General features: G+C 66.8%; 9 protein-coding genes. 3 read left to right on the top strand and 6 right to left on the bottom strand.

The annotated features are described in order from the left end of the window. Positions 1-17: 17 nt before the first annotated feature. The 5 genes from ACZYZF_RS02055 to yajC all read right to left on the bottom strand — a co-directional run bounded on the left by ACZYZF_RS02055 (position 18) and on the right by yajC (position 5,726). Positions 18-575, bottom strand: a complete 558-nt coding sequence (locus ACZYZF_RS02055) for an adenine phosphoribosyltransferase (protein WP_463745686.1) — start codon at positions 573-575, stop codon at positions 18-20. After that, the gene (locus tag ACZYZF_RS02050; RefSeq protein ID WP_463834383.1) at positions 542-2,209 is read right to left on the bottom strand and encodes an ABC transporter substrate-binding protein; all 1,668 of its coding nucleotides are present in this window, start codon (positions 2,207-2,209) and stop codon (positions 542-544) included. The genes ACZYZF_RS02055 and ACZYZF_RS02050 overlap by 34 nt, the downstream gene beginning before the upstream one ends. 6 nt (positions 2,210-2,215) lie before the next feature. Continuing rightward, positions 2,216-3,481 carry a protein translocase subunit SecF gene (gene secF / locus ACZYZF_RS02045; RefSeq protein ID WP_463745684.1) on the bottom strand — a complete coding sequence of 422 codons (1,266 nt, stop codon included), beginning with the start codon at positions 3,479-3,481 and terminating at the stop codon, positions 2,216-2,218. Between the two features lie 4 nt (positions 3,482-3,485). Continuing rightward, entirely contained in the window at positions 3,486-5,300 is a 1,815-nt protein-coding gene (gene secD, locus ACZYZF_RS02040) for a protein translocase subunit SecD (protein WP_463834382.1), read from the bottom strand. A 72-nt stretch (positions 5,301-5,372) separates the two neighbouring features. Further along, the gene (yajC, locus tag ACZYZF_RS02035) at positions 5,373-5,726 is read right to left on the bottom strand and encodes a preprotein translocase subunit YajC (protein ID WP_463745682.1); all 354 of its coding nucleotides are present in this window, start codon (positions 5,724-5,726) and stop codon (positions 5,373-5,375) included. Between the two features lie 182 nt (positions 5,727-5,908). Here yajC and gabT point away from each other — a divergent pair, with 182 nt between their 5' ends. Further along, on the top strand, positions 5,909-7,249 hold the full coding sequence (gene gabT, locus ACZYZF_RS02030) for a 4-aminobutyrate--2-oxoglutarate transaminase (RefSeq protein WP_463745681.1): 1,341 nt from the start codon (positions 5,909-5,911) through the stop codon (positions 7,247-7,249). Between the two features lie 4 nt (positions 7,250-7,253). On the opposite strand, the gene ACZYZF_RS02025 is transcribed toward gabT, so the two are convergent. Beyond that, positions 7,254-7,874: a hypothetical protein gene (locus ACZYZF_RS02025; RefSeq protein ID WP_463834381.1), complete on the bottom strand. Its 621-nt coding sequence runs from the start codon at positions 7,872-7,874 to the stop codon at positions 7,254-7,256. Between the two features lie 67 nt (positions 7,875-7,941). Between ACZYZF_RS02025 and ACZYZF_RS02020 the strand changes: the two genes are divergently transcribed. Together ACZYZF_RS02020 and car are read left to right on the top strand one after the other, a co-directional pair. Further along, on the top strand, positions 7,942-8,577 hold the full coding sequence (locus ACZYZF_RS02020; RefSeq protein ID WP_463745679.1) for a maleylpyruvate isomerase N-terminal domain-containing protein: 636 nt from the start codon (positions 7,942-7,944) through the stop codon (positions 8,575-8,577). 180 nt (positions 8,578-8,757) lie between these two features. After that, a complete protein-coding gene (car, locus tag ACZYZF_RS02015) occupies positions 8,758-12,243 on the top strand; it encodes a carboxylic acid reductase (protein WP_463834380.1) in 3,486 nt (1,161 codons plus the stop codon). Positions 12,244-12,411 lie beyond the last annotated feature (168 nt).

Below are 12,411 nucleotides of genomic sequence, written 5' to 3'. Positions count from 1 at the left end.
GATATCGAGGATATCCCTCACACGGTGTGCAGGCTGCTGACCCTCAGCGGTGCCACCACGTCCCGGCCGCCCAGGGCCGTCAATTCCAGCACCACGGCGGCACTCAGTACGTTGGCACCGCCGGCCTCGAGCAGCCGTGTCGCTGCTGCCAGTGTCCCGCCGGTGGCCAGGACATCGTCGATGATCACGATGTTGCGACCGGTGATGTCAATCCCGTCGGCGGGGATCTCCAGCGTCGCGCTGCCGTACTCGAGCTGATAGGTCACGCTGTGCACCGGAGGCGGAAGTTTCCCGCCCTTGCGTACGGCCAGGACGCCGGTACCGAGTCGGGTCGCAACGGCGGCACCCAGCAGGAAACCGCGCGCGTCGAGGCCTGCGACCAGATCGGCGTCGGCCGCGGTGGCGGCCAATGCGTCGGTCACCGCGCTCAGGCCCTCGGCGTCGGCCAGCAACGGGGTGAGGTCTTTGAACTGCACGCCGGGCTCGGGAAAGTCGGGGACCTCCCTGATCAGTTTCTCGACCAGCCGGGAAACATCCCGGCTCACGTGGACAACTTCCAGCGGTCCATGTTCCATCCCGCGCCCCACCGCGTCGGATTGCTGCTCACGGCATACATCTTGTTCGATGTCAGCACGGTGCGCTGCTGGCGATACAGCGGCAGGGTCGGCATGTCGTTCCACAGGATCGGCGCGCCCTCCCCCGCCAATCGGGCGAGTTCCTTCGGATCGTTCGTGACGGCCTGCGCATCGATGATGCCGTCGATCCGCTCGTTGAAATACGCGGGCAGGTTGTTGCCGTTACCGGAGTGGAAGGCGTAGGCATCGATCGCCGAAGAACCCGAGGAACCGCTGCCCGCCGCGCCGCCGGTGCCCGCCAGCAATCCGTCGATCTCGTTGTTGCGCAAGGCCACCGGCCCGGCCGTCGCTGATCCGGCGTCCTGGACGGTGATGCCCGCGGCGGCGCACGATTTCGCGATGGCGCCGACGGTCGCGGCCAGTCTGGCGTTGGGCGTCTGGTACCCGATGCGTACGGTCAACGGCTTGTTGTTCAGGGCGGCGCGGGCCGCGCCAGGGTTGGCCACAGCGTATTGCGCGGCCTCGCCGACATTCTCGGCCGCGCTGAACGCGTCGTCGCTGACCGGGCTGAGCCGCGAGTTGACGATCGGCGTCGCGGCGTTACGGGCGATCACGTCACGCGGGGTGCACAGCGCGACGGCCCGCCGGGCCGGTGGGGCGGCCAGCGGACCACCCGGCGCGAAGATCAACTGCTCGATACCGGCGGACGGGCTTTCGGTGCTGACGTAGTCGTCGGGCAGGTTGAGCAGGCCCGAGGATCCGGACTCGATGTCGACGACGTCGAAGGAGCCCTGGTTGACCCGCTCCTGGATGTCGGCCCCGCGTGGCCATACCGCGATCCGGTTGGTGACGGGCGGGGTGCCCCACCACTTGTCGTTGGCGACCAGGACCACCACGCCGTCCTTGGACACCGAGTCGATCCGGTAGGGCCCCGACGACGGGAACCGCTTGAGGTCGAGGTCCGGCTTGAGATCCCAGATGGTGTTCCACGCCTTGGCGATGCGGTCGATGGTCGGCTGGTCGCCGTTCTGCAGCGCGGTCGCCACACCTCCGTCGCCAAGGTCGAGTTCGTCGGCGAGCACGTGCGCGGGCATCAGCGCGGTGGCCGCGAACAGCTGGCCGTAGTCGAGGAATCCGCGGTCCTGGGCGAAGGACACCCGGGCCCGCTTCTGGCCGGGTGCGCAGTCCACCGAGGCGATGTCGCGGTAGCCCGCTTGGCTGGCGGCATCGAACACGGGGAACCGGCCGGACTGAGCGCCCCAGGTCAACACCAGATCGTCACAGGTGACGGGCTTGCCGTCGGAGTAGACGGCCTTGTCGCTGATCACGTAGTCGAGCACCAACGGGGCGCGGCCCACCACCGACACCGAACCGAAGTCGTTGTCGGCGACCACCTGGCCTTCGGGACCGTGATAGGCGAACCCGGTCAGTGCCCGGGCGAACGCCTGGGGTCCGGCGGACGCGGCTCCGGCCACCGTGTTGGTGTTGTAGGTGGTCAGTGTGCCGTCCACGGCGTAGTCGATCTCGTCAGCCGAGCCGCCCGAGCATGCCGCCAGTCCTATCCCGGCGACCATGGACACCGCGGCCACCGTCGCCGTTGTCCGGCCCCGGGCCATGGCCCGCCACTGCACCATCGACGTTTACCGCCGGGTGTTCCGCTTGCCCGACGGACGTCCGGTCCGCGGTCCCGGACGCGCGCCCGGGGCCGGCTTGGCCGGGGCCGGCTCGGCAGCGACCGACACCGACACCGTCTCGCCGGCGGTCTCTTCCGCCTCGGTGGCATCGGAGACGTCCTTGGCCGGCGCCGGTTTGGCGCCCTTCTCCCGGCGGTTGAGAACCCGCTTGGTGTGCTTGCGGACCAACTCGGTGCGCTCGCGCAACGTGACGAGCAGCGGCGTGGCGAAGTAGATCGACGAGTACGTACCCACGATGACGCCGACCAGCTGGACCAGAGCCAGGTCCATCAGGGTTCCGACGCCCAGGAGCCACACCGCCACGACCATCAGCGCCACGATCGGCAGAACCGAGATCAAGCTGGTGTTGATCGAACGCATGAACGTCTGATTGACGGCAAGGTTGGCCTGTTCGGCGAACGTTCGGCGAGTGGTGTGCTCGAAGCCGTGGGTGTTCTCCTCGACCTTGTCGAACACGATCACCGTGTCGTAGAGCGAGAAGCCCAGAATCGTGAGCAGGCCGATCACGGTGGCCGGGCTGACCTCGAATCCGACCAGCGAATACACGCCGGCGGTCACGACGAGGTCGAAGACCAGGGTGGCCATCGCGGCCATCGCCATGTAGCGCTCATAGCGCCAGGCGATGTAGATCGAGGCCAGCACGATGAACACCACGAGCGCGATCAGTGCCTTGTCGGTGATCTGGCCGCCCCAGGTCTCCGACACTTTCGAGTCGCTGATTGCCTGCTTACTGGGCTGGCCGTCGCTGCCCTTGGGGTGGAACTCGTCGAACAGCGCGGTCCGCAGCTGCTCGATCTCGGGTTCGGACAACGTCTCCGAACGGATCTGGACCGTGGCCGAGGCGCCGCTGCCGACCAACACGACCGACTCGGGCGTCCGGTTCAGGGTCTTGTTGTAGACGTCCTCGACCTGTTGGACCGAGACGATCCCCCCGGAACCGGCCGACGGCATCGACACCTTCGTGCCGCCCTCGAAGTCGATCCCGAACGTGAACCCACGCAGCACCATACTGGCGATGCAGATCGCGACCATGATGCCGCTGACCGCGTACCAGAGCTTGCGACGGCCGATCACCTCGAAGGCGCCGGTTCCGGTGTAGAGCCGGACGAAGAACCCGTGCTTGGGCATTGCCGCAGAAGTGGATTCGATGCTCGGCGTCTCCACCGAGGTGTCCTTCACGTCCTCGACGGTGGTGTCGTCTTTATCTGCCATGTGCTTATCCCCGTCCCGCGGTCGCATGCGAAGCCTCACGGCGTTCCCGCGCGATCTGCTGCACCGCGCCGAGACCGTTGAGGGCAGGTTTTGCCATCGTCGGGGACTTGGACGCCAGGTACACCAACGGCCAGGTCACCAGGAACACCACCACGATGTCCAGGATCGTGGTCAACCCCAATGTGAACGCGAAGCCCTTGACCTGACCGATCGCCAGGAAGTACAGCACCGCGGCGGCCAGGAAGGTCACTGCGTTGCCGGACACGATCGTCTTGCGGGCGCGCGCCCAGCCTCGGGGCACCGCCGACCGGAAGGACCGGCCCTCGCGGATCTCGTCCTTTATTCGCTCGAAGAACACCACGAAGGAGTCCGCGGTGGTGCCGATACCGATGATCAGACCGGCAATACCGGCCAGGTCCAGCGTGTAGCCGATGTATCTGCCGAGCAGCACGAGGATCGCGAAAACCATTGCGCCGGCAGCGACCAACGACAGGGCCACCAACAGACCCAGTACCCGGTAGTACAGCAACGAGTACAGCAGCACCGCCGCCAGGCCGACCGCGCCTGCGATCAGACCAGCCCGCATCGAGGACAGGCCCAGGGTCGCCGAGACGGTCTCGGCTTCAGACGACTCGAACGACAGCGGCAGTGACCCGTACTTGAGCACGTTGGCCAGTTCCTTGGCCGTGTCCGAGTTGAACTGGCCGGTGATCTGAGTGTTGCCACCGGGAATGGCTTCCCGGATCTCAGGGGCGCTGACCACCTGCGAGTCGAGGGTGAACGCTGTCTGCGTGCCCACGTTGGCCGCGGTGAAGTCGGCCCAGGTCTTGGCTCCGCCACTCTTGAAGGTCACGTCGACGACGTACTGGCCCTGCTGCTGGTTCAGGCCCGAGGTGGCGTTCTCGATCTCCTCACCGCTCATGATCGAGGGGCTCAGCAGGTACACCGTCTGGCCGTCGGTGGAGCAGGTCACGAGTGGCAACTTCGGATCGTCGTTGCCGGCCAGCACGTCGTCCTTGTCGCAGTTCTGGGCTCGCTCCATGATCGCCTGGATCTGCATCATCGGGTTGGTGCTCTGGCGAATCGCTTTCGCCAGCGTGATCAACGCGGCCCGAGTCTGCGCCTCGCTGACTTCTGTGGGCGCACCTTGCGCCGGAGGCTGCGGGGCTGGTTGTGGCGCCGGCTCACCGGGTCCCGGTGCCGGTGCGGGCGCCGGTGCAGGGGTGGGTTCCCCTGGCGTCGGTGCCGGATCCAGCGGGTACGGCCGCGGCTGCGGCGCCGGCTCAGGTGCACTCACCGGCGGCGCTGCGGGCGCCTCGGCAGGCGCACCCGGTGCCTGACCCGGAACCGCGCCAGGCGAGCCGGGCACCGCTCCCGGTGCGCCCGGTGCGCCCGGTGCACCTGGTGCCCCGCCTTGTGCGAGTTGCTTGAGCTGTGCGACCGGCACGGCGCGGGCGACCGGCCGGATGTACAGGCGGGCGGTCTGGCCCAGGTTGCGGGCCTCGCTGCTGTCATTGCCGGGAACGGTGATCACCAGGTTGTCGCCGTCGATGACGACCTCGGAGCCCGAGACGCCGAGACCGTCGACGCGGGCACTGATGATCTGCTGGGCCTGGTTGAGTGCGTCTCTGGTCGGCGTCGAGCCGTCCGGGGTGCGCGCTGTCAGCGTCACCCGCGTACCGCCCTGCAGGTCAATGCCGAGTTTCGGCTTGGCCTGCTTGTCGCCGGTGAGGAACACCAGCAGATAAACGCCGATCAGAAGGACCAGGAAAAGCGTCAGGTAGCGCGCAGGATGCACCGGCGCCGAAGACGATGCCACGTTTCTAGGGTCTCCTCGAGATCAGTTCGTCAGCACCGCAAAGGGTACGTGCTTGTCCTGGGTGCTCTGCGGTCAGTCTTTTTTGAGGCTGTCGGTGTCGGAGACACCGGTGCTCTCGGTCAATTCGGTCGCCGCTGTCGAGACGTCGGGATCGGCGTCTTCGTCGACATCCGGCTCGATGCGGTCGCGCACGGCGAGCTTCATCCAGGTGGTGACGACGCCGGGAGCAATCTCCAGGTCGACGTTGTCGTCGGTGATACCGGTGATCGTGGCCAGCAGGCCCGAGGTGGTGTGCACCCGATCGCCGATCTGCAGCGATTCGTGCAGGTCGATGGTGGCCTGCATGGCCTTCTTCTGACGACGCGACGCGAAGAACATAAACGCGCCCATGACGATCAGCAGGGGCAGGAAAATGACGAGATCCATGTCAACTATGTCTTTCGTGTTGTGTCATATGTCAGGGCGACCGAGGCCACGATACCGCCGACGACCCGGGCGACCCCATTCGCCGCCGACAGGCGGGTGAGACGGCTACGCTCGAAACGCGTTCTTTCCGACGCCGCCCTTGCAGTAACCGGCAGTGCCGTTCCAGTTTTCAGGAGGCAGTGTTGAGCCATCCCGAGCAGAGCCGCCATCTGGCCACCGCGATTCCGGGCCCGAAATCCGAGGCGTTGATCGGCCGGAAAAAGGCCGCCGTCGCCCGGGGCGTCGGCACGACCATGCCGGTGTACGCCGCCCGCGCCGGGGGCGGCATCGTCGAGGACGTCGACGGCAACAGGCTCATCGACCTGGGCTCGGGCATCGCCGTCACCACCATCGGCAATTCGTCGCCGCGCGTGGTCGAGGCGGTGGCCGCGCAGGCCGGCGAGTTCACCCACACGTGCTTCATGGTGACGCCGTACGAGCAGTACGTCGCGGTCTGCGAGCATCTCAACCGGCTCACGCCGGTGCGCGGCGAGACGCGGTCGGCCTTGTTCAATTCGGGTTCCGAGGCCGTGGAGAACGCGGTCAAGATCGCCCGGTCCTACACCCACAAGACCGCCGTCGTCGCGTTCGACCACGCCTATCACGGGCGCACCAACCTCACGATGGCGCTGACCGCCAAGGCCATGCCGTACAAGCACGGCTTCGGCCCGTTCGCGCCCGAGATCTACCGGGCGCCGTTGTCCTACCCGTATCGCGACGCCGAGTTCGGCAAGGAGTTGGCCACCGACGGCGCTCTGGCGGCCGAGCGGGCCATCGATGTGATGGACAAACAGATCGGCGCGGACAACCTGGCCGCGGTCATCATCGAACCCATCCAGGGCGAGGGCGGGTTCATCGTCCCGGCCGACGGGTTCCTGCCCGCGCTGTTGGGATGGTGCCGCGACAACAACGTGGTGTTCATCGCGGACGAGGTGCAGACCGGGTTTGCCCGGACCGGCGCCATGTTCGCCTGCGAGCACGAGGGCATCGATCCCGATCTCATCGTCACCGCAAAGGGAATCGCCGACGGCCTGCCGTTGTCGGCGGTGACCGGTCGTGCCGAGATCATGGACTCGCCGCACGTCTCCGGGTTGGGCGGCACCTACGGCGGCAACCCCGTCGCGTGTGCCGCGGCGCTGGCCACCATCGAGACCATCGAGACCGACGGCCTGGTCCAGCGGGCAGCCCATATCGAGGTGTTGATGAAGGACCGGCTGGGCCGGTTGCAGGCCGAGGACGATCGGATCGGCGACGTGCGCGGCCGGGGCGCGATGATCGCCGTCGAACTGGTCAAGTCCGGCACCACGGCGCCCGACCCGGAGCTGACCAAGGCACTGTGCGCCGGTGCCCATGCGGCTGGGGTGATCGTGCTGTCCTGCGGTACCTACGGCAACGTGCTGCGCTTCCTGCCGCCGCTGACCATCAGCGACCAGCTGCTCGTCGAGGGGCTCGACGTGCTCGAACTGATCCTGCGCGACCTCTGACGCGTCAATGCGCGTGTGTGTGACGCCGGCCGAACATGCCGCCCCAGGGCCGGCGTTCATGCGCGTCCACCACGTCGGTCGGCTGAGCGTCGGCGACCGCTTCGGGCTCGGCTGACGCAGACGATGCGACGGGCCGTTGCAGGTACTCGACGTCACGCACGCTGCGGACCGACAGCCGGCCCACCGCGACGGCTCCGAGGAACACGATCAACGCGCCCAGTCCCGAGAAGTAGGCCAGCTCGAGGCTGACGCGCTTGGCGTCGGTGACGGCTATCGGCATCCCGGCGTCGCCGATGCCCAGCGGTCCGGCCAGCGCACGGCCCACCACGAACCAGGCTCCGCCCGCCACCGCCAGCCACCCACCGAATACCGCCGTGGCACGGTTCCCCGAACCCAGCAGCAGTAGGCCGCCCAACGCCGTCGCCGCGCCCGGAAGCACCTCCAACCAACCACGCGCGGACGTCCAGAACCAGCTCTGATCCGGCGTGAACGCAAAGTCGAAGTACGGCCCGACGAACGGGATCAGCGCACCCCAGATTCCCAGTAGCACCAGCAAGAACCCACTGGCCGCTCCGCGGCTGCGGGGCATGCGCAGCCGACTGCCCCGGCTATCGAATTCGGTCATGATGCCTCCTTTGACACACCGGTGGGTACCCCAAACCGAGCGGGAGTAACGCTCCTAACCTGAGGAGATGCGTCTCGTCGACGGTGCTCTGCGCGACACATTGGCCGACGCCTGGGAACGGTGGTCGCAGCGGTGCACCGAACTCACCGCGTCTCAGTGGCGCACCGCTACCCGGTGTGAGGCCTGGGATGTGCAGGCTCTGGTCGCTCATGTGTGCCCGGAGGCCGCCACATTCGACTCCCTGGCAAGTGCTCGGGTAGACGGGCCGGCGGCAGTGACGGACGCGGCCGAGTTGCTGCGCATCTTCAACCAACCCGACGGTGTCGCCAATACGACGGCGGACCGGATCGCCGAACAGGCCGCGGCACAGGCTCCGACCCTGACCTCGGCAGCAGCGGCGGCGCGATTCGCCGAAGCGGCCGAGCGGATGCGTCGCATGCCCGAGATGGACCGCGCCGGCGAGATCGTGATCCGCTACCCGGTCGTCGGCAGCGCCACGTTCGCGGTGGTTGCCGAAGTCGCGCTGGCGGAAGCCACCGTGCATCTGCTGGACCTGGCCGATGCCGTCGGCGGCATCGCGCCATCGGCGCTCGCCGTGGCTGCGACGCGCGACCTTCTGATCGCAGTGCCCGATCCCACTGCGGCGGTGGAGGTCCTCGCCGGGCGAACCACTCCACGATCGGCGATTCCAGCAATCCGATGACGCGACCCGCTGGGCCCTACCGCAGGCCGTTGGGCCGTACGACGGAACGATGAAACTCACAGCACATTGACAGCTGAGAAGCTGGTTTTCCGGAAATAAGTTTAGCTTCACTAACGTAGTAGTTCGGTAGCGCAACGTCGCGCCGGTGATAATTTCCGCTATCTGTAAAGAGGGTTTTTGATGTCGTTTGACACTCGCGATGAACAACTGGCGATCCGTATCGCCGATCTGACCGCCACCGATCCGCAGTTCGCCGCCGCGATACCCAGCGACACCGTCACCGCCGCCGTCGACGCCCCCGGCCTCTTGTTACCCGAGATCGTCGAGACCCTCCTGCAGGGATACGCCGACCGGCCGGCCCTCGGGGAACGCGCCCAAGAATTCGTCACCGACCCGGCAACCGGTCGGACCACGGCCCGCCTGCTCCCCCGATTCGACACCATCAGCTATGGCCAGCTCGCCGACCGCGTCCGCGCCGTCGCCGCGGCCCTGCACGCCTCGGGTGTGGCGGCCGGCGACCGGGTGGCCATCCTGGGATTCACCAGCGCCGACTACACCGTGATCGATACTGCACTGGGCCAGATCGGTGCGGTGTCGGTCCCGTTGCAGACCAGCTCTTCGCCCGAGGCGCTGGTGCCCATCGTGACCGAAACCGAGCCGCGGGTGATCGCCGCAAGTGTCGACCACCTCGCCGATGCCGTCGAGCTGGCGCTCACCGCCCACGCTCCGGCCCGCGTGGTCGCCTTCGACCACCATGCGCAGATCGACGACCATCGCGATGCCGTGGCATCAGCTGCCCAGCGACTGGCCGGGGCCGGCGTCGCGGTCGAGACCCTGGCCGACCTGCTGGCCCGCGGCAGCGAGCTGCCCACGCCTCCGGCCCCCGAACATGACGGCACCGATCCGCTCGCGTTGCTGATCTACACCTCCGGCAGCACCGGCGCACCCAAGGGCGCGATGTACCTGCAGAGCGCGGTCGCCAAGTTCTGGCGCCGCAACAGCAAGGCCTGGCTCGCACCGACCAGTTCGGCGATCAACCTGAGCTTCATGCCGATGAGCCATGTCATGGGCCGGGGCATCCTGTACGCCTCACTGGCCGCGGGCGGCACCTGCTACTTCGCTGCCCGCAGCGATCTGTCGACGCTTCTGGAAGACCTCGCCCTGGTGCGGCCCACCGAGCTGAACTTCGTCCCCCGGGTGTGGGAGATGATCCACAGCGAGTACCAGAGCCGGGTCGATCAGCGCCTGGCCGAAGGAGGCCAGGACCATGACGCGGTCGAGGCCGAGGTGCTGGCCGAGGTGCGCGACGGGGTTCTCGGCGGACGGTTCGTCGCGGCGATGACCGGATCGGCACCCATCTCGGCCGAGCTGAAGACCTGGACCCAGGACATGCTGGGCATTCACCTGCTCGAGGGTTATGGCTCCACCGAGGCCGGAATGGCGTTGTTCGACGGTGTCGTCCAGCATCCGCCGGTGATCGACTACAAGCTCGTCGACGTCCCTGATCTCGGGTACTTCGGCACCGACCAGCCGCACCCACGCGGAGAGCTGCTGATCAAGACCGAGAATCTGTTCCCCGGCTACTACAAGCGTCCCGAGGTCACCGCGTCGGTGTTCGACGAGGACGGCTTCTACCGGACCGGCGACGTCGTCGCAGAGATCGGCCCGGATCAACTTCGCTACGTCGACCGGCGCAACAATGTGCTCAAGCTCGCCCAGGGCGAGTTCGTCACGCTGGCCAAGCTGGAAGCAGTCTTCGGCAACAGCCCTCTGGTGCAACAGATCTACGTCTACGGCAACAGCGCGCAGCCGTACCTGCTGGCCGTGGTGGTGCCTACCGACGCAAGCATCTCAAAAGAAGCGATCAGCGAATCCCTGCAAGAGGTCGCCAGAGATGCCGGTCTGCAAAGCTACGAAACTCCTCGTGACTTTCTTGTAGAGACCACACCGTTCAGCCTGGAGAACGGCCTGCTGACCGGCATCCGCAAGCTGGCGTGGCCGAAGTTGAAGGCACACTACGGGGATCGGCTGGAGCAGCTGTACACCGATCTGGCCGAGACTCAGGCCGCTGAGCTCAAGGCGCTGCGCTCCTCGAGTGCCGACACTCCCGTCCTGGAGACCGTGAGCCGGGCTGCCGGCGCCCTCCTGGGTGCCGCGGCGTCCGATCTCGCCCCCGACGCCCACTTCACCGACCTGGGTGGAGATTCCTTGTCGGCGTTGACCTTCGGAAACCTGCTGCGCGAGATCTTCGACGTGGACGTGCCCGTCGGCGTGATTGTCAGCCCGGCCACCGATCTGGCCGGCATCGCCGGCTACATCGAAACGCAGCGCAGCGGATCGAAGCGTCCCACCTTCGCATCGGTGCACGGCAGGCACGCTGCCGAGGTCGGTGCTGCCGACCTGTCGTTGGACAAGTTCCTCGACGCCGACACCCTGGCCGCCGCACCGTCGCTGCCCAAGGCTCCGGCCGAGGTCCGCACCGTGCTGCTGACCGGCGCCACCGGCTTCCTGGGCCGCTATCTGGCCCTGGAATGGCTGGAGCGCATGGACCTCGTCGACGGGAAGGTCATCGCCCTCGTGCGTGCCAAGTCCGACGAGGAGGCCCGGGCCCGGCTCGACGCCACCTTCGACAGCGGTGACGCGAAACTGCTTGCCCACTACCAGGATCTGGCCGCCGACCACCTCGAAGTGATCGCCGGCGACAAGGGCGAGGAGAACCTCGGCCTTGATCAGCAGACCTGGCAGCGACTGGCCGACGAGGTCGATTTGATCGTCGACCCCGCTGCCCTGGTCAACCACGTGCTGCCCTACAGCGAGCTGTTCGGGCCCAACGCCCTGGGCACGGCCGAGCTGATCAAGATCGCGCTCACCACGAAGATCAAGCCGTACACCTATGTGTCGACCATCGGCGTGGGAGATCAGATCGAACCCGGGAAGTTCGTCGAGAAGGTGGACGTCCGGGAGATGAGTCCCATCCGCAAGATCAACGACGGCTATGCCAACGGCTACGGCAACAGCAAGTGGGCCGGTGAGGTCCTGCTGCGCGAGGCCAACGATCTCTGCGGGCTGCCGGTGGCGGTGTTCCGCTGCGACATGATCCTCGCGGACACCAGCTACTCGGGCCAGCTGAACCTGCCCGACATGTTCACCCGGATGATGTTCAGCCTGGTGGCCAGTGGTATCGCGCCCGGCTCGTTCTACGAACTGGACTCCGAAGGCAACCGCCAGCGCTCGCACTACGACGGGCTGCCGGTGGAGTTCATCGCCGAGTCGATCTCGACGCTGGGCGGGCAATCGGTGGAGAGCTTCGAGACGTACCACGTGATGAACCCCTACGACGATGGCCTCGGCATGGACGAGTTCGTCGACTGGTTGATCGAGGCCGGCTATGCAATCGAGCGCATCGCCGACTACGGCCAGTGGATCCAGCGGTTCGAGAGCACCCTGCGGGCGTTGCCGGACAAGCAGCGCCAGGCCTCCCTGCTGCCGCTGCTGCACAACTACCAGAAGCCCGAAAGGCCGATGCTGGGCGCGCTGGCCCCGACGGACCACTTCCGGGCCGCGGTGCAGGAAGCCAAGATCGGGCCCGACAAGGACATCCCGCACGTCAGCCCGGCGATCGTCGTCAAGTACATCACCGACCTGCAGCAGCTCGGGTTGCTCTAAGTCCCCCGTGAGGTCCCCCGTGCGCCCGTCCCACATCGGAGTGGGACGGGCGCACGTCGGGCGTGACGAATCTCGCAGCCGCGGGACTGGCATCTCGAAATATAATTAGTTTTACTAACGTAGTAATTAGTAGGCGCGGCAAACGCGCCGACCGATTTATTTTGATTG

It is taken from the genome of Mycobacterium sp. IDUB_24 (assembly GCF_055419385.1).
This window is presented reverse-complemented; position numbering and strand designations above follow the sequence as displayed.

Coding starts and splice junctions, on each gene's coding strand:
- ACZYZF_RS02050 (WP_463834383.1), bottom strand. CDS start 2,209: ATGGTGCAGTGGCGGGCCATGGCCCGGGGCCGGACAACGGCGACGGTG.
- ACZYZF_RS02055 (WP_463745686.1), bottom strand. CDS start 575: ATGGAACATGGACCGCTGGAAGTTGTCCACGTGAGCCGGGATGTTTCC.
- car (WP_463834380.1), top strand. CDS start 8,758: ATGTCGTTTGACACTCGCGATGAACAACTGGCGATCCGTATCGCCGAT.
- yajC (WP_463745682.1), bottom strand. CDS start 5,726: ATGGATCTCGTCATTTTCCTGCCCCTGCTGATCGTCATGGGCGCGTTT.
- secF (WP_463745684.1), bottom strand. CDS start 3,481: ATGGCAGATAAAGACGACACCACCGTCGAGGACGTGAAGGACACCTCG.
- ACZYZF_RS02020 (WP_463745679.1), top strand. CDS start 7,942: ATGCGTCTCGTCGACGGTGCTCTGCGCGACACATTGGCCGACGCCTGG.
- ACZYZF_RS02025 (WP_463834381.1), bottom strand. CDS start 7,874: ATGACCGAATTCGATAGCCGGGGCAGTCGGCTGCGCATGCCCCGCAGC.